Genomic DNA, 15,620 nt, shown 5'->3' on the forward strand with positions numbered 1-15,620 from the left:
CCGAGATCACGCCCGACGTGCGCCCGGCGCGGGACCAACAGGGCTTATCCGCGCGAGGGGCTTGCGACCGCGTGCGGTCCATCCTTCCCGCGCCGATGCCTCCCGGCTGCGCGAAATGCGCCCTCGCGGAGACGCGGACCCACATCGTCGTCTCGCGCGGCCGCGCGGACCGGCCGCGGCTCCTCGTCGTGGGGGAGGCGCCGGGGGCCGAGGAGGACGCCTCGGGCAGGCCGTTCGTGGGGCGAAGCGGCCGCCTTCTCGATCGCTGGCTCGCGGCGTGGGGGCTCGACGAGAACGACGTCCTCGTCACGAACGTGGTGCGATGCCGGCCGCCCGGAAACCGCAAACCCACGCCGGACGAGCAGGCGGCGTGCGGCGCCCACCTCCTCCATCTGCTTCAAGAGGCGCGACCCGCGGCCGTCCTCGCGCTCGGGCGCACGGCCGAGCGGTGGCTGCGCGCGCAAGGCGTCGAGCCGCTGTTCATCTATCACCCGAGCTACTACCTGCGCGGCTACCGCAGGTGGGAGGGCGACGTCGCCGCCCTCGCGGCCCGTCTCCCCGCGCCCCGGTCAGAAGGTTGATGCGCGACAGGGCGCGCACGCATGAGCGTGGACGTCCCTCAATTCCATCCCGCGCTCGGGGCGCGCATCCGCGGCAAGCCGGTGGTCGCAGGCTTCCCGGGACCCGGTCTTGCAGGCGGCATCGCGCTCGAGGAACTCTTCCAGGCGCTCGATCCGACGCCCGTCGCGGCCCTACGATGGGAAAGCCTCGCGCCGCACGCGCTCGTCGCGTCCGGCCGCGCTTCGTGGCCCATCGTGCTCGCGGACACGGGGTCCGTCGTGCTCCTCAAGGCCGAAACCGACGTGCCGGGGGTCCTCGCGCACGGGTTCGCGCGCGGCGTGCTCGGGGCGCTCGCCGAAGCGGGCGCGCGGGAGCTCGTCGTCCTCGAGGGGCTCACGGTGGACCTCGTCTCGCCTCCCGAAGGCGAGTCGAAGCCGGAGGCCTGGTACGTCGCGTCCGACGGCGGCCTCGCGGGCCGCTTCGCCGCCGCCGACCTGAAACCGCTCGAGGACGGCGTCCTCGGCGGCGTGCCGGGCGCGTGCCTTCTCTGGGGCCCCGAACTCGGGATGCCGGTCGGCGCCATCGTGGGGCCCACGCATCCCGCGCTCCCGGACCCTCGCGCGGCGAGCGCGCTCCTTGCTCCGCTCGAGCGACTCTATGGATTGCCCATCGACGTCGCGCACCTGCGGGAGCGCGCCGACGAGCTCGCGGAGGAGTTCACGCGCCTTGCGCGCCGCCTCGACGGGGACAGCCTCGAGGCCGGGATGTACACCTGACGCGGTCAGTCGTTGCGCGCCTTCTTCCGCTGGGCCTCGCCCGGCGGGTGGTACAGGTTGTTCACGGCCCACATGGCGGCGATGCCGAGGCCGATTGCGAGGAACGTGAGGACGAGAATCACGGTTCCCTGGTCCATGCGGCGGCCAAGCCCGTGGATCTCTTTAAATCTTCGGGTCGGAGGATCCCCGCCTCCGTGACGTAGCCGGTGACGAGGCCCGCGGGGGTCACGTCGAACGCCGGGTTGCGCGCGGTCCCGCCGCCGAGCTCCCCGGCGTCGCGCTCCTCGATCGGGATGTCCGCGCCCGTCCGGGTCGCGGCGTCGAACGTGGTCCGCGGCGCCGCCACGTAGAACGGGATCCCGTGGCGCTGCGCGAGGACCGCCTTCGTGTAGGTGCCGATCTTGTTCGCGACGTCGCCGTTCGCGGCGATGCGGTCCGCGCCCACGATCACCACGTCCACCTCGCCGCGCGCCATGAAGTGGCCCGCCGCATTGTCGGCGATGAGCGCGTGGGGAATGCCTTCGCCCGCAAGCTCCCACGCGGTGATGCGGCCCTGCAGGCGCGGCCGCGTCTCGTCCACCCAGGCGAAGACGTGACGGCCCGACGCGTGCGCGAGACGGATCGGCGCGAGGGCGGTCCCGACGTCCACGGCCGCGAGCGCGCCGGCGTGGCAATGCGTCAGGACGCGTGCCCCGTCGGGAATCGCGTCGAGGCCGTGTTCGCCGATCGCGACGCAGCGCGCGACCACGTCGTCGGCGTAGCCCGAGGCCGCCGCGAGCGGATCGCGCCCGTGGGCGAGGGCCAGGTCCATGTGGGCAAGCGCCGCGAAGAGATCGCGCGCCGTCGGCCGCGAGGCCGCGAGCTTCGCGCGCGACGCCGCGAGGTCCTCGCCCGCGATCGCCGCGAGGGCCATCCCGTAGGCGGCGGTCGCGCCGATCGTGGGCGCGCCCCGCACGATCATCGTCCGGATCGCGTCCGCGACGGCGTCGACGGTTTCGAGGCGCGCGAGCGCGACGCGGTCCGGAAGCATACGCTGGTCGACCGCGAGAACGGCGTCGTCCTCCCACTGCACGGCCCGCGCCTCGCGCGGATGGCCGTTCACCACGATGCGCACGCGCGGCCACCCGCGCCGCGCGGGATGAACGTTTCCCCGCCCGTCTCGCCGGGGGACCCCCGACGGGGGTCCGCGAAGCTTCACCCCGCGTCGCGTCGGAGGAGAACGCATGCCCCAGACCGTCTGGAAGGGTAGCGTGGGCTTCGGCCTCGTGAGCCTGCCCGTCCGCATGCACACGAGCACGCGCCCGAAGGGGGTCTCGTTCCGACTGCTGCACGCCGAGGACCACGCGCCCGTGAAGAACAGGCGCGTCTGCTCAGCCGACGGGAAGGCGCTCGAAAGCGAGGAGATCGTGCGCGGCGCGGACCTCGGCGGCGGGCGCTACGTCGAGCTCACCGACGAGGAGCTGGAGGCGATCACGCCGGCTTCCTCGAGCCTCATCGACGTCCGCGAGTTCGTCGACGCGGGCGCGATCGACCCGGTCTACCACGAACGGACGTACGTCCTCACGCCCCAGGCGGGGGGCGAGAAGGTGTACGAGCTGCTCCGGCGCGTCCTCGCGCGCGAGAATCGCGCGGCGATCGGTCTGGCCACCCTGCGCGAGCGCGAGCATCTCATCGCGATCCGGGCGACCGAGGACGGTCTTTTCGCGGACATCCTCCGGTTCGCGGACGAGGTCGCCGATCTGCCGAAGGTCGAAAGCCAGGCGGAGATCAGCGACGAGGAGGAGGAGCTTGCCGAGATGATCGTCGGCCGCATGACGAAAGGATTCGATCCCTCGAAGTACAAGGATTCCTACGAATCGCGCGTCCGCAGCCTCATCGACGCCAAGATCTCGGGCGGGGCCGTTCCCGTGGAGGCCGCGCCCGCGGCTCCCCGGCCCACCGCGGATCTCGTCGCGGCGCTGCGCGAGACGCTCGCGTCGGCCGAGAGCGGGGAGCATGCCCGTTCCGTTCATTAACGAGTCCGTCTCGGCGTTCCTCCTTTCGTACGCCGACGTCGAGAGCGCCTGGTACGAGCGCTATCGTCCCCGCGCGTACACGCGCGCATCCCAGGCCTTCCGGGCGCTCGGCGAGAGCGCCGACGACCTGCTCGCGCGCGAGGGAATCGACGGCCTGAGACGGCTCCCGGGCGTCGGGGCCTCCATCGCCGACGAGGTCGCGGAGTTCCTGCGCGAGGGCCGCGTCGCCGCCTACGAGGTCCGCCGCGAGGGGCTTCCACGGGGCTTCGACGATCTCGTCGCGCTCGAAGGCATGGGCGGCAGGCTCGCGCGGCGCCTCAAGGAGGAGGCGGCCATCGAGACGGTCGCGGACCTCGCGCGCGCGCTCGACGACGGTCGACGACTGCCGGGCGTCGATTCCGGGAAGGCGACCGCGCTTCGCGAGGCGATCCGCCTCGCGCCCTTGCGCCGGGGTTCGATCCCGCTCCCGGAGGCCCGCGCGCTCGCGGAGGCGATCCGGGACGCCCTCGCGACGGTCCCAGGCGTCGAGGAGATCCACGTCACCGGGAGCGTGCGCCGCGGCAAGCCGCTCGTCGGCGATCTCGATTTCGTCGCGCGCGCGACGGATCCGCGGCCCGTCATGCGCGCGTTCGCCTCGCTTCCCGTGGTCCGCCGCGTCTTCAGCCTCGGCGCGACGCGCACGCTCGTCCTGCTCGAGAACGGCGTCGACGCCGATCTCGTCGTCGCGCCCGAGGCGGGGTTCGGGCCGGCGCTCCAGTATTTCACGGGCGCGCTCGAGCACACCGTCGCGCTTCGCGAACGCGCGAACCGCATCGGCCTCGAGGTCGCGAACGTGTCGATCGCCAAGGGCGGCGTCCCGATCGCCGCGCCCGACGAAGCCGCGTTCTACCGCGCGCTCGGCCTTCGATGGATGCCGCCCGAGATCCGGGAGTACACGGGGGAGATCGAGGCGGCCGAGCGCGGGACGCTTCCGCGGCTCGTGGAGCGGACGGATCTCCGGGGCGACCTCGTTCGCGTTCCTCTGCCGGAGGAGGGGGTCACGGTTCCGGATTTCGCGCGGGAATCGCGCGCGCTCGGACTCGCGTGGCTCGCCGCAGTCCTCACCGCCGCCGAATGGGGGCCGGAGAACGCAAGCCGTTTCCTCGACGGCATCGACGCGCCCGAACGCGGCGAATTCGGGATCGCCTACGGGATCGAAGCCGCCATCCTCCCCGACGGGAGCCTCGACGCGCCCGCCGCCGCGCTCGATCGCGCGGACTTCGTCGTCGCCGCGCTTCCCGACGACGCGGCGGGCGGAAAGTCCGAGCTCACGGCGCGTGTCGTCGAGGCGCTCGCCGACCCCCGCGTCCGCGTCCTCGCGCACCCCTCGGGACGGCGGCTCTCGACCCGGACGGAGGCCGGCATCGATCTCCGGAGGGTCTTCGAGGAGGCCCGCGAGCGAGGCGTCCTGCTCGAAATCTCGGGGGAACCCGACCGACTCGACCTCGACGGTCCGCGGGTGCGGCTCGCGCGAGGCGTCGGGGCCCGTTTGATCCTCGCGAGCGGGGCGCGCGCGCCCGCCGAGATGCGTCCGAACGCGCGCGAGGCGCTCGTCCAGGCCCGACGGGGCTGGGCGGGCCCCCGCGACATCGCCTCGACCGGTCCGCTTCCGTTCCCGCGGCCGCCGCGCGCCGCGCGCATCGCGCAGGAGGGGTGAGCACGCTCGATTTCGCGCGCCTCCAGCCGATGCTCGCGCTCGAGGCCAAGGCGCCTTTCGACGATCCTCTCTGGGGATTCGAGCCGAAGATCGACGGATTCCGCGCGCTCGCGCGCGTCGTCGACGGCCGGGCGCGACTCAAGAGCCGGCGCGGCCTCCCGCTCGACGATCGGTTTCCCGAGGCCGCGAAGGCCCTCGGCGACGCCGTGCTTCCCGACGAAGCCGTCCTCGATCTGGAGGTCGCGGTCCTCGACGACCTCGGTCGACCCGATTTCGCGCGGACACTCGCGGGCGAAGGCGCCGTAACGTGCTTCGTCTTCGACGTCCTCGAGCGCGACGGCGTGGCGCTCCTCGATCGACCGCTCGCGGAGCGCAAGGCCCTCCTCGCGGCGTCGCTCCTCCCGACGCCGGGCGTGACCGCGCTCGAACTTCACGCGGAGCACGGGCGCGAGGTCTTCCGCGCCGCGGTGTCCCTCGGGTTCGAGGGCGTCGTGGCGAAGCGTCTCGACGCCCCGTACCGCCCGGGCGAGCGCAGCCGCGCATGGCTCAAGGTCAAGGCCGTCCGCGAAGCGGATTTCGTCGTCGGCGGCGCCACCGAGGGCGCGGGCCGCGTCGCGGGCGGCATCGGGGCGCTCGCGCTCGGCCTCTTCTCCGGCGGGAGTTTCGTGTTCCAGGGGCTCGTGGGATCGGGCCTCTCCGAGCGCTCGCGCGCGGAGCTCGAACGCGCCCTCGCGCCGCACCGCGTCGCGGATCCGCCCTTCGCGGATCCGCCCAGGGGCGTCGCTCGCTGGTTCCGTCCGGCGGTGGTCGTGCGCGTCCGTTTCCTCGAGCGGACGCGGGACGGACGGCTGCGCGCCCCGCGCTACGCCGGGCTCAGGCCCGACCTCGATGCCCCGTCCCTCACCGTGGAAGGTGCCTTTCCGGCGCGGTAGTGGGATCGCTTATACGAAGCGACCGTCATCCCGAGGCGAGGAGTTTCGTGCCCGTCGTCGAAGCCGTCGCCCACGCGGTCCCGCCCACGAGGCTCTCCCAGCGTCGCGCGAAGGCCGTCGCGGAGTCCCTTTTCGCCGAGCGGGGCGCCGGCGATCGACTCCTCGACGTGTTCGACAACGGGCGCATCCGCGAGCGCGCCCTCGCCATGCCCCTCGAATGGTACTTCGAGGACCATGGTCACGCGGACCGGGCGAAAGCCTACGCCGACGTCGGCCTCGCGCTTGCCGCGGAGGCGACCGCGCGCGCCCTCGGCCGCGCGCGCCTATCCCCTGAGGATCTCGGGGGCATCCTGTTCGTCTCCACGACCGGGTTCGCGACGCCGAGCCTTGACGCGCGCCTCGCCGAGCGTCTCGGGTTCCGCCGCGACGCCGTGCGGCTCCCCGTGTGGGGCCTCGGATGCGCGGGCGGCGTCGCGGGGCTGAACCGCGCGGCGGATCTCGCACGGGCCCGCCCCGACGAACGCTTCCTCCTCGTCGCGCTCGAGCTGTGCTCGCTCGCATTCGACCTCCCGAGCCTTTTTAGCGCCGCCGGAAACGAAGGCCGCGCCGACGTCGACCGCAAGCACCTCGTCGCGGCGAGCCTGTTCGCCGACGGGTGCGCCGCGGTCGTCGTCGCGGGCGACGCGTCGGGCGCGCGCGGTCCGCGCCACGCCGGCGGCGCGTCCCATCTCTTCCCCGCGACCGAGCGCGTCATGGGGTGGGACGTGACGGACCGCACGCTCGACGTCGTGATCTCCCCCGAGATCCCCGCGATCGTCCAGCGCGAGATGGCCGCCCTCGTCGAGGGGCTCGCGCGCGGTCGAACCATCCATCATTGGCTTCTCCATCCCGGCGGCGCGAAGGTCCTCGACGCCTACGCGACGAGCCTCGGTCTCGACGACAAGGCCCTCCGCCACGCCTCCGACGTGCTCGCCGCCCACGGCAACATGTCGAGTCCTACGGTCCTCTTCGCCCTCGAGCGGGCCCTCGCCGAGGGCTCGCCCGCGCCGGGCGAGCGCGCGCTTCTCGCCGCGCTCGGCCCGGGCTTCGCATCCGAGCTCGCGCTTCTCGAAGGTTGACACCATGAGCCCGCCCACCACCGCATTCTGGCTGATCCTCGCCGCGATCGCCCTCCAGCGCGTCGCCGAGGTGTTCATCGCATCGCGACACGAACGAGCCCTCCGCGCGCGCGGCGGCCGTCTCGTCCCCGGCGACCGGTACCCGCTCATCGTCGCGTCGCACGCGGCTTTCCTCGTCCTCATGCTCGTCGAACACGTCGTCGCCCCGTGGGCCGGACCCCACCTGCTCACGCTCCCTCTTCTTCTCGCGTTCCTCGTGGGCGAAGGCCTCCGTTTCGCCGCGATGCACGCGCTCGGCGACCGCTGGACGACGCGCGTCTGGACCGTTCCGGGCGAGAAGCGCATCGAGCGCGGCATCTACCGCCGACTGCGACACCCGAACTACGTCGGCGTCGCCCTCGGCGCCGTGAGCCTCGCCCTCGCGTTCGGCCTCCCGGCATCCGCGCTCGCGATGGGCGCGGCGCAGGCGTGGCTCCTTCGCGGCCGCATCCGGCTCGAGGAGTCCGCCTTCGAGGAGTCCGCGCGCGAGCCCGCGCCCCTCGCTCCGGAGCAGCCCGCGTGAAGCGGTTCGACGTCATCGTCGTCGGCGCAAGCCCGGCCGGTCTCCGCGCCGCCTGGGCGTCGGCGAAAGCGGGCGGCTCGACCCTCCTCGTCGAATCGCGGCCGTCGGTCGACGCGCGGCCGCCTCCCGCGACGGTCGCCTTCGATCACCTGTGGACGGCCGAAGCCCGGCCTGACCCGAAGGCGGTGCGCGCGCGACGCGCGGGCGTCACGATCTGCTCGCCCGCAGGCCACGCGCTCGCGATCGAGGCCCCGCTTTCCGTGCTCGACCGCGCGCGCTTCGACGGTCAGCTTCTCGCCGAGGCCGAGCGCGCGGGGTCCGAGGTCGCTTTCGGCGTCGAAGGGCTCGAGGTCCTCCCGGATCGGACGCTTTCGGCGCCCGATCTCGAGGCGCGCGGCCGCGTCCTCGTGTTTGCCGACGGCGCCCGGACGCTCGCGCGCCGGTTCTTCGAGCCCGTGCGGGATCCCGGGGCGCTCGTCTGGGGCGTCGCGCTCGAATTTCCCTGCGAGGCCCCGCTCGATCGCCCCGTCCTCACCTTCGGCGAGCATGCGCCCGGCGGTCGGAGCCAGCTCGACGCGATCGACGGGGTCGCGTTCCACTGGACGTTCGCCCGCGGGGACGCCGAACGCGCCCGCGCGCTCGCGCCGCGCGCGCTTGGGCGCGACCTCGCGCTCTCGGACCTTCCCCTCGACCTCGCGCGCGCGGCGCGCGAGACGGCCGTCGCGGCCGACCCCGTCTTCACGGTGCCGCGCCGCCTCGTCTCGGACGGCGTCGTCGTCGCGGGGGGCGCGGGCGGGCAGGGCGGTCTCGAAGCGGGGCTTGCCGCGGGTGAACGCGCGGGTCGCGTCGCGGGCGAGGCCGCGCGTTCGGGGCGGACCGACGCGCGGTCGCTCGGCAAATACGAACGGACGTGGATGCGGGAGCACCAGGCGGGCTACCGCGCCCTCAGGCTGGCGTCGCGGCGGCTCTCCTCGCTCGATGACGCGGGCTGGGATCGATTGCTCGCGCCGTGGCGGGGGCGGTCGCTCGCGGTCGACGATTTCGCGGGTCTCGCGGACGCGTCCGCGTGGCGGCGACTGCGCGCGGTGCTCGCCCTCGCGGCGCTCAATCCTCGCGCGCTCCCGCCGCTTGCGCGGGCCGCGTTCGCGTGATCATTCGGGACAACGGCACGGCTTCGCGCCGCAGCGCAGGCACCGGTCGGGATACTTCTCGTTGAACGCGTCCTCGAGGTCGATGCCCAGGATGTTCGCGACGGAGGCTGTCCACGCGAGCACGTCCGCGAGCTCCTCCCGCGTCGCGAAGAAGTCCTTGTCGCGGATCGCGACCGAGAGCTCGCCCACCTCCTCGACGAGCCACAGGTACGTTCCCTCGACGCCCCGCCTGCGGTCCTTCTCGAGGTAGAGGTCCGCGAGGCGGGCCTGGAGCTCGCGCACCTTCACGGCGACGCACCGCCGAGAACCCCGAGCGCGGCCGCGTGGGCCTCCTTCGGGTTCGCGCCCGTCGCGACGACGTGGCGGCCCGCGAAGCCCACGACGGTGGCGGTCCGCAGAGCCTCGAGGACGCCGAGCGCGCCCTCGAGCGTCGTGCGACCGCGCGCGACCGTCGCGAGGCCCGAGGGAAGCGCGGACGAGGGCATCTCGACCTGGACGACGGCGCCGATCTCCCGCTTCGCGCGGTAGAGGAGCGCGTGGAGCCCCGCCCACGGGGACGGCTCGTGCGCGCCGAGCACCATGAGGCGGTCGCCGTGCGGATCGTAGTCCGCGACCTCGACGAAGTGCTCGACGCGGAGGGCCTCGAGCGGGACGGCCGCGGCATTGATCGTCGCCCGCAGGCCGTGGCGCGCGGAGAGCGCGCCGTGGCCGACGCCGGTCTCGACGAGCGCGCGGGCGATCGCGACGAGGTCGCCCGTGAGCGGATTCGTGGAAGGCTCGCCCCCGAGGAAGAACGCGCGGGTCACGCTTCCCGCGAGGCCGCCCTCGGCTGAAAGCCCTTTCGCCGCCTTCCGCCCGGTCTGAACGCCGTCACGGCCGGGCTCGCCGCGTCGGCGAAGCGCAGGGGGAGGTCGACCGCGGCCGCGACGCCCACGCGGCGCGAGACCGCGACCGCCTCGGGCGGCTCGCCCGCGAGGACGCGAAGCGGCGGCGCGTCGAGCGCGTGCCCGTTGAGTCGCCGCGTGACGCCCAGGTGGCGCGCGAGGCGTCCAGGCCCCGAAGCGGCCCGCGCGGGCGCCCCGTCGAGCGGCTCGGCCGCGCGGACGAGCACGGCCTGCGGGTCGCCCGCCCGACCGGTCACCACGTTGAGGCACGCGTGCATTCCGTACGCAATGTAGACGTAGGCGAGCGCGGGCGGCCCGAACATGATGCCCGCGCGCGGGGTCGGTCCGCGGAAGGCGTGGCTTGCGGCGTCGCCTTCCGCGACGACGGCGCGCCGCCACGGCGCGCTCGCGTGGTCGCGACGGCGCGCGAGCGCGGCGTTCGCGCGGGGCGGCCCGAAATACGCTTCCGTCTCCACGATGCGGGCGCGCCGCGTCGACCCGTCGGGAAGCGTCGCCTCGAGGACGTCGCCGAGGAGCGCGCGGGCGACGACGTCCGCGTCGCGCGCGAAGAACGACGCGTCGCGGGGCTTCACGCGCGCACCCCGAGGACGGGCCATTCGACGTGCTCGGCGAAAGCGTCGCCCCAGTACCGCGCCTGCGCGAGGACGCTTTCGAGGTCCGCGACGAGCGCGGGAACGTCGAGCCACGGCCAGTGCCCGGCATTCTCGACGAGGTGGGGGAGGCCCATCTCCAGCTCGCGCACGCCGCCGCGGACGTTGCCGCGCTCGAGGTGGTGGAGCGCGACGGCGGCCTTGATGAGGCCGAGCATGAGCGACCGTTCCGCGGGGGCGCCGAGGCCCCAGTGCTCCTCCCACGCCTCGTGGGCGTCGAAGTAGCGGCGCTCGTTGAAGGCGAGGATGCCGTCGCGGACCGCGTCGGGGATCAGTCGCAGTCCTCCTCGAAGAGCGCGCGCGGGTGCGACTCGAGGTGCGCGCGGACGTCGGCGAGGATGCGCGCGTGGTCGAAGGCCGTCTCCGGCGGGTCGTCGAGGGGGAACCAGCGCGCCTCGTCCGCGTCGTCGCCGGCCGAAACGGGGAGGATGCCCGAGACGGCGAGAAGGTACGTGACGCCCACGACGTGCCCGCGCGGGTCCCGGGCGGGGTCCGAGTAGACGCCGACGAGCCCCGCGACCCGCGTGAGGAGGCCGGTCTCCTCCGCGACCTCGCGGCGGACGGCGTCCTCGGTGGATTCCCCCACCTCGACGAACCCCCCCGGGAGGGCCCAGGCGCCCTTGAACGGCTCCTTCCCGCGGCGCACGAGAAGGATCTCGCGGCCCTTGACGACCGCGCCGTCGACGGCGAGGCCGGGGGTCGGGAAGCCCGTGGGCGAGACGTGGCGGCGTTCCACGCCCGGGCATGGGCGCGTCGCGTGGAAAAGCCCTTCGCGACGTCGCCACCACGTTTATGGCCCCGCCCGGAGAATCGCCCGCCGCATGCGCGCCTGGGTCGCCGTCCTCCTCGCCCTCCCCGCCGTCCTCGCCGGCTGTCTCGGGTCCTCGCCCGCCGCGGAAGGCGACGGCGAGCACCACCCGGACGGCGCGACGGACCACGCGACGGAGCGATACGTGTGGACCAACGCCTCCGGAAAGGCGACCGCGACCCCCGCGACGCCGTTCTCGCAGGACTTCCCCTTCGAGGTCCCGAAGGGCGCCGTCGAGGTGCAGGCCACCGTGACGTGGACACCGAACCCCGTCTCGGTCGTCCGCCTCGAGCTCGTCACGCCGAAGGGCGACTCCGTCGGGAAGGGTTTCCCGGAGAAGGACGGTCAGCGCTCGCTCGCGTTCGCGGACGCGCCGCCTTCGGGCACGTGGAAGCTCCGCGTCACGACCGACCGCGCCCTCGACGTCGCGTTCCAGACGTCGGCCCGCGTCGGGCTCCTCGTGCCCCAGGAGAACACGCTCAAGGACACCCTCACCGTCGTGAAGCGCGGGTTCGCCGAGGTCAACCTCATCATGGAGGAGGGCGCGACGTTCAACTACACGTGGAAGGTGACCGACGGGGCGACCGCCTTCTACTTCAACATCCACAGCCACGAGAACGGCGAGACGACGGTGCACGAGGAGGGCGAATACACGGCCCATCAGGGCTCCTGGACCGCCCCGAAGCGCCAGATCTACTCGATCCTCTGGGAGAACCGCGGACTCGCGGACCTGGACATGGCGTACGAGGTCACGGGCCGCTTCCGCGTGCACAGCCATTCGCAGTAGGTCCCCGGCGGACGAGGGCCGCTCGGGAAAGTCTCCTATAGGACGGGCGCCCCAACGGGCGTCCATGGGCGCCCTCGCCTACGAGCACGAGACGCGCGAGACGCACGAGAAGCCGCGGGACCTGTCCCACCGCGAGGCGCTCGTCCTCCTCGGGAGCGCGGTCGTGTTCGTGTTCGCGGCGCCGCTCCTCCTGCTGGCCGCGATCCCGTGGATGACGTGGAAGCGCTTCACGCGCTGAACGCTCCCGGTCCCGAACCCGGTCCCTGACCCGGACCCGGACCCGGACCCGGACCCGGTCCCGGCGCCCGGCGCCCGGTCCCGGCACCCGGCGTCCCGACGCCCGGGCCCGAATCCCGCCGCCCGGCGCCCGGTTTCGGTCCCGCCGCCCGGCACCCGACGCCCGGTCCCGGTCCCGCCGCCCGGCACCCGGTCCCGGTCCCGCCGCCCGGCACCCGACGCCCGTCCCGGTCCCGCCGCCCGGCACCCGGCCTCGGGCTCCCGCGTGCGACATCCTCATGTCGCGCGGCCGCGTGGGGAGGCCGTGGCGGGTCACGACGCGAACGGTCCGGGCGCCTTCCTGCGGGCGAACCGCGGATCGATCCGCGCGGCGCTTGCGGCGCGGGACCTCGCGCCGGGGGTCTTCTTCGGGAGCGCGACGCGCCTTCCCCTCGCGGACGCGACCGTGCAGCTCGTGGCGACGTCGCCGCCGTATCCGATGATCGAGATGTGGGACGCGACGTTCGAGGCGCAGACGGGCGTGCCGTCGTCGCGGCCGCTCGAGCATTTCGCGGCGGCGCACGACCTCCTCGGCCGCGTGTGGGCGGAGTGTGCGCGCGTCGTCGCGCCGGGCGGAATCCTCGCGATCAACATCGGGGACGCGACGCGGACGGCGGACGGCGCGTTCCGGTGCTTCGCGAACCACGTGGAGGTCGCGCGGCGACTCGACGCGCTCGGCTTGCATCCCCTTGTCCCGATCTTGTGGAAGAAGCCCACGAACAAGCCCAACGCGTTCCTCGGGTCCGGGTTCCTCCCGCCGAACGCGTACGTGACGCTCGACTGCGAGTACATCCTCCTCTACCGGAAGGGTCCGCCGAGGAAGTACCCCGCGATGGATCCGCTGCGCTACGCGAGCGCGATGAGCAAGGCGGAGCGCGACCGGTGGTTCACGCAGGTGTGGGACGTGCGCGGCGCGCGCCAGGAGGCGGGTCGCGCGGCGGGCACCGCGCCCTGGCCGGACGAGGTCGCGGAGCGTCTCGTGCGCATGTTCTCGCTCCTCGGCGACGCGGTCCTCGACCCGTTCGCGGGCACGGGGACGACGCTGCGCGTCGCGCGCGCGCTCGGGCGGAAGGCGATCGGCGTCGAGATCACGAAGGAGCTGGAGCCCACGCTCCGCGCGGGCCTCGCCGGGCCGCCGGACGTGGACGCCGTGCTCGATGGGCTCGAGGCGCGGTATCCTACGCCGCCGTGAACGGCGTGACCGTGACCTCGTACTTCAGGTTCACGCCCGACCAGGCCGTGATGCGGCCCGTGCAGCTTCCTCCGCAGCGTTCGAGGCCGACGAGCACGAGCTTGTCGTAGGCGTTGTTCCACGCGCCCGTGACGTAGGTCCCATCCTCCGCGTGGATCGTGAGGCTCGACGACCAGAAGCGGTGCGTGGGCGCGGCGGCTTCCTGGAATTCGATCAGGACGGCGGTCGCGCCCTCCGGGACCTCGATCGGGAACGTCCTGGACTGCGAGCCGGCTCCGACGCTCACCGGGATGAACGGGATCGGCAGGCGGGGTCCGCCGCCCACCGGGTCTTCGCCCATCGGGAGTTCGATCGTGAACTTGACGGGCGTGCCGGGCACGCCCACCGCGGCGACGGCGAGGCTTCCGGCATCCGAAAGCCGGCGCGCCTCGACGGCGGCCGCGAGCGCGTCGGCGTAGCTGCCCGAGGCGACGAGCGCGAGGGCGCGGTCGGCCGCGGCGCGCGCATCGGCCGGCGCGGCGTCGCCGAGCGCCTTCACGTCGCGCGCGAGGTTCACGGCGTGGCCGCGCAGGAGCAGCTCCTTGTCGAACGCGTTGAACGCCGGGATCGTGTGGCGGTACGTCATGATGCTCGACGTCGAGTCCCAGAGCCAGTTGATCTCGTAGGTGGTCCACCCGGCGCCGTCCAGGCCGCCCGTGTCGTGCGGGTGCGTGAGGCCGAAGCTGTGGCCGAGTTCGTGGAGGAGCACGCCGTTCCACCAGGCCCACCACGTCTTCTCGCTGCCGAACATCTCCTCCGTCGTGCAGAAGGGATTCGCGCGGAGACAGAGCGTGTAGTCCATGATGTTAAGGAAGACGCCGAAGCTCCGGCCATGCTCGTCGCCGTCGGCGTACGCGTAGATGCCGCTCGAGGGCGCGTCGAGGATGAAGCCGAAACTCGGATACGTGATCGCGCCGGGTTCCTGCGGAGCGTACTTTTCCCAGTTCTGGCGAATGTAACGCTTCACGACGCCGAAGTCGACGTTGGCGTTGTAGCGCGATTTCGCGTCCTCGAGCGCCGCGCCGAGGCCGGGGTCGTCCGACGGCAGCTCGATGAACGTGAGCCGGAGGTCGATCTCGGCCCACGGAAGCATGTCCTGGTAGGCCTTGAGGAGCAGCGCGCCGTCCGTGTTCTTCCGGTAGTCGTTGGGCGAGATCTTCGAGAGAAGGCCCTTGCCGTTGCTGCGGGCGTTCGTGTCGAGGACCACGTAGATGGGGAGGATGTATTTCTCGGCGTACTCGAAGGGATAGATGGGGGAGCGCGCCCACAGCATGCGGGCCGCGTCGACCACGTTGCGGCCAAGGTTGTCGTACATCGTGTCGGGGTCCGACGCGAGGTCCCAGACGGGTCGGTCCTCGAGATCCCAAAGCGAGATGTCGGAGCGCGAGAAGTTGAGCCAGGGCCTGAAGTCGGCGCGGCTCGGCGCGGCGCCGAGGTCGAGGAAGACGAAGTCGTGGGTGCCGCCCCAGGCGCGCATGTCCGGAACGCCCTCGGTGGTGCCGTCCTCGACGACGTATTGGTGGTAGCGGTCCTGCGCGAGGTGGCCCTGGGTCCACGAATCGAGGACGAAGACCGTCTGCCCGGGCTTGCCGAAGTCGAGGCCGTGCGCCGCGCGGTTCTCGGCGATCCACTTCTCGACCGCAAAGGCGTCGATGCGGTCGACCGGCGGGCACTTCGGGCGCTGGATGTGGTTCACGACCGGGTTGCGCGGGAGGTCGATGGGGTCTTGCTTCTGGCAAAGGGGTTTCTCGCGCTTGAGATCGTACTGCATGAGCCACGTGTCGACCTTGTCCTCCTTCGACACGGTCTTCATGAACGCGAAGAGCGCCTCGGCGAAGGCGGGCGGCGCCTCGTGGATCTCGTAGCGGAGGTTGTACTGGAGCGGCTCGCTCTCGACGCGGCCCACGAGGTCGGCGCGGATGAGCGGGTAGCTCGGGACGGGCTGGACGAGGCGCGCCTTCAGGGCCTCCGCGTCGAAGGCCGAGAAGCCGACCGCGACGACGTGGATCGGGAGATCCATCGTGAGCACGGGTGTTCCGGCCTTGAACGGGACGCTCGCGGGCGGTTCGTTCACGGGCAGTTGAACGCAGCCGGCGAGCGCCGGCAGCACAAGGACGAGGGCGAGAGTCATCCCACGCATAGCCTTCCCGGG

Annotated in this window: 19 protein-coding genes; 11 read left to right on the forward strand and 8 right to left on the reverse strand. The window is 73.0% G+C overall.

What is annotated here, in order from left to right:
• The first annotated feature begins 71 nt into the window (after window positions 1–71).
• On the forward strand, window positions 72–581 hold the full coding sequence (locus tag VM889_08090; GenBank protein ID HVL48500.1) for a uracil-DNA glycosylase: 510 nt from the start codon (window positions 72–74) through the stop codon (window positions 579–581).
• A 21-nt stretch (window positions 582–602) separates the two neighbouring features.
• A complete protein-coding gene (locus VM889_08095; protein ID HVL48501.1) occupies window positions 603–1,337 on the forward strand; it encodes a PAC2 family protein in 735 nt (244 codons plus the stop codon).
• Window positions 1,338–1,342: 5 nt separating this feature from the next.
• Here VM889_08095 and VM889_08100 read toward each other — a convergent pair whose 3' ends face one another.
• Window positions 1,343–1,474, reverse strand: coding sequence for a hypothetical protein (locus VM889_08100; protein HVL48502.1), 132 nt, complete (start codon window positions 1,472–1,474; stop codon window positions 1,343–1,345).
• Window positions 1,456–2,451, reverse strand: a complete 996-nt coding sequence (mtnA, locus tag VM889_08105) for an S-methyl-5-thioribose-1-phosphate isomerase (protein ID HVL48503.1) — start codon at window positions 2,449–2,451, stop codon at window positions 1,456–1,458. Before mtnA ends, VM889_08100 begins: the two co-directional genes overlap by 19 nt.
• Window positions 2,452–2,560: 109 nt before the next feature.
• On the opposite strand from mtnA, the gene VM889_08110 reads away from it, so the two are divergent.
• The 6 genes from VM889_08110 to VM889_08135 are packed head-to-tail and all read left to right on the forward strand — an operon-like array spanning window position 2,561 to window position 8,811.
• A complete protein-coding gene (locus VM889_08110; GenBank protein ID HVL48504.1) occupies window positions 2,561–3,352 on the forward strand; it encodes a Ku protein in 792 nt (263 codons plus the stop codon).
• Complete coding sequence (locus tag VM889_08115) at window positions 3,333–5,048, forward strand: helix-hairpin-helix domain-containing protein (protein HVL48505.1); 1,716 nt, start codon at window positions 3,333–3,335, stop codon at window positions 5,046–5,048. The genes VM889_08110 and VM889_08115 overlap by 20 nt, the downstream gene beginning before the upstream one ends.
• Window positions 5,045–5,980 carry a hypothetical protein gene (locus tag VM889_08120; protein HVL48506.1) on the forward strand — a complete coding sequence of 312 codons (936 nt, stop codon included), beginning with the start codon at window positions 5,045–5,047 and terminating at the stop codon, window positions 5,978–5,980. Before VM889_08115 ends, VM889_08120 begins: the two co-directional genes overlap by 4 nt.
• A 47-nt stretch (window positions 5,981–6,027) precedes the next feature.
• Entirely contained in the window at window positions 6,028–7,098 is a 1,071-nt protein-coding gene (locus tag VM889_08125) for a 3-oxoacyl-[acyl-carrier-protein] synthase III C-terminal domain-containing protein (protein ID HVL48507.1), read from the forward strand.
• A 4-nt stretch (window positions 7,099–7,102) separates the two neighbouring features.
• A complete protein-coding gene (locus VM889_08130) occupies window positions 7,103–7,660 on the forward strand; it encodes an isoprenylcysteine carboxylmethyltransferase family protein (protein HVL48508.1) in 558 nt (185 codons plus the stop codon).
• On the forward strand, window positions 7,657–8,811 hold the full coding sequence (locus VM889_08135; GenBank protein HVL48509.1) for a hypothetical protein: 1,155 nt from the start codon (window positions 7,657–7,659) through the stop codon (window positions 8,809–8,811). The genes VM889_08130 and VM889_08135 overlap by 4 nt, the downstream gene beginning before the upstream one ends.
• Here the strand turns inward: VM889_08135 and VM889_08140 are convergent, their stop codons facing one another.
• From VM889_08140 to VM889_08160, 5 genes are read right to left on the reverse strand one after another with little or no spacing between them, the layout of a single operon-like run.
• On the reverse strand, window positions 8,812–9,099 hold the full coding sequence (locus VM889_08140) for a MazG nucleotide pyrophosphohydrolase domain-containing protein (protein HVL48510.1): 288 nt from the start codon (window positions 9,097–9,099) through the stop codon (window positions 8,812–8,814).
• Window positions 9,096–9,617: a class II aldolase/adducin family protein gene (locus VM889_08145; GenBank protein HVL48511.1), complete on the reverse strand. Its 522-nt coding sequence runs from the start codon at window positions 9,615–9,617 to the stop codon at window positions 9,096–9,098. Before VM889_08145 ends, VM889_08140 begins: the two co-directional genes overlap by 4 nt.
• Window positions 9,614–10,288 carry a DNA-3-methyladenine glycosylase gene (locus tag VM889_08150; protein ID HVL48512.1) on the reverse strand — a complete coding sequence of 225 codons (675 nt, stop codon included), beginning with the start codon at window positions 10,286–10,288 and terminating at the stop codon, window positions 9,614–9,616. Before VM889_08150 ends, VM889_08145 begins: the two co-directional genes overlap by 4 nt.
• The gene (locus VM889_08155; protein HVL48513.1) at window positions 10,285–10,755 is read right to left on the reverse strand and encodes a DUF309 domain-containing protein; all 471 of its coding nucleotides are present in this window, start codon (window positions 10,753–10,755) and stop codon (window positions 10,285–10,287) included. Before VM889_08155 ends, VM889_08150 begins: the two co-directional genes overlap by 4 nt.
• Window positions 10,638–11,102, reverse strand: coding sequence for an NUDIX hydrolase (locus VM889_08160; GenBank protein HVL48514.1), 465 nt, complete (start codon window positions 11,100–11,102; stop codon window positions 10,638–10,640). The genes VM889_08155 and VM889_08160 overlap by 118 nt, the downstream gene beginning before the upstream one ends.
• A gap of 85 nt (window positions 11,103–11,187) precedes the next feature.
• On the opposite strand from VM889_08160, the gene VM889_08165 reads away from it, so the two are divergent.
• The 3 genes from VM889_08165 (at window position 11,188) to VM889_08175 (ending at window position 13,429) form a co-directional block, all read left to right on the forward strand.
• Window positions 11,188–11,961 (forward strand): hypothetical protein, encoded by a 774-nt coding sequence (locus tag VM889_08165; protein ID HVL48515.1) that lies wholly within the window; start codon window positions 11,188–11,190, stop codon window positions 11,959–11,961.
• Window positions 11,962–12,025: 64 nt separating this feature from the next.
• Complete coding sequence (locus VM889_08170) at window positions 12,026–12,199, forward strand: hypothetical protein (GenBank protein ID HVL48516.1); 174 nt, start codon at window positions 12,026–12,028, stop codon at window positions 12,197–12,199.
• 303 nt (window positions 12,200–12,502) lie between these two features.
• Entirely contained in the window at window positions 12,503–13,429 is a 927-nt protein-coding gene (locus tag VM889_08175) for a site-specific DNA-methyltransferase (protein ID HVL48517.1), read from the forward strand.
• Here the strand turns inward: VM889_08175 and VM889_08180 are convergent.
• Window positions 13,416–15,599 carry a hypothetical protein gene (locus VM889_08180; GenBank protein ID HVL48518.1) on the reverse strand — a complete coding sequence of 728 codons (2,184 nt, stop codon included), beginning with the start codon at window positions 15,597–15,599 and terminating at the stop codon, window positions 13,416–13,418. The genes VM889_08175 and VM889_08180 overlap by 14 nt on opposite strands.
• Window positions 15,600–15,620 lie beyond the last annotated feature (21 nt).

The sequence above is a fragment of the Candidatus Thermoplasmatota archaeon genome, assembly GCA_035540375.1.
GTDB lineage: Archaea > Thermoplasmatota > SW-10-69-26 > JACQPN01 > JAJPHT01 > DATLGO01.

Bases quoted from the DNA above. Each gene is read 5' to 3' on its own strand.
- VM889_08180 (HVL48518.1), bottom strand. From the start codon at position 15,599: ATGACTCTCGCCCTCGTCCTTGTGCTGCCGGCGCTCGCCGGCTGCGTT.
- VM889_08110 (HVL48504.1), top strand. From the start codon at position 2,561: ATGCCCCAGACCGTCTGGAAGGGTAGCGTGGGCTTCGGCCTCGTGAGC.
- VM889_08100 (HVL48502.1), bottom strand. From the start codon at position 1,474: ATGGACCAGGGAACCGTGATTCTCGTCCTCACGTTCCTCGCAATCGGC.
- VM889_08170 (HVL48516.1), top strand. From the start codon at position 12,026: ATGGGCGCCCTCGCCTACGAGCACGAGACGCGCGAGACGCACGAGAAG.
- VM889_08095 (HVL48501.1), top strand. From the start codon at position 603: ATGAGCGTGGACGTCCCTCAATTCCATCCCGCGCTCGGGGCGCGCATC.
- VM889_08115 (HVL48505.1), top strand. From the start codon at position 3,333: ATGCCCGTTCCGTTCATTAACGAGTCCGTCTCGGCGTTCCTCCTTTCG.
- VM889_08165 (HVL48515.1), top strand. From the start codon at position 11,188: ATGCGCGCCTGGGTCGCCGTCCTCCTCGCCCTCCCCGCCGTCCTCGCC.
- VM889_08130 (HVL48508.1), top strand. From the start codon at position 7,103: ATGAGCCCGCCCACCACCGCATTCTGGCTGATCCTCGCCGCGATCGCC.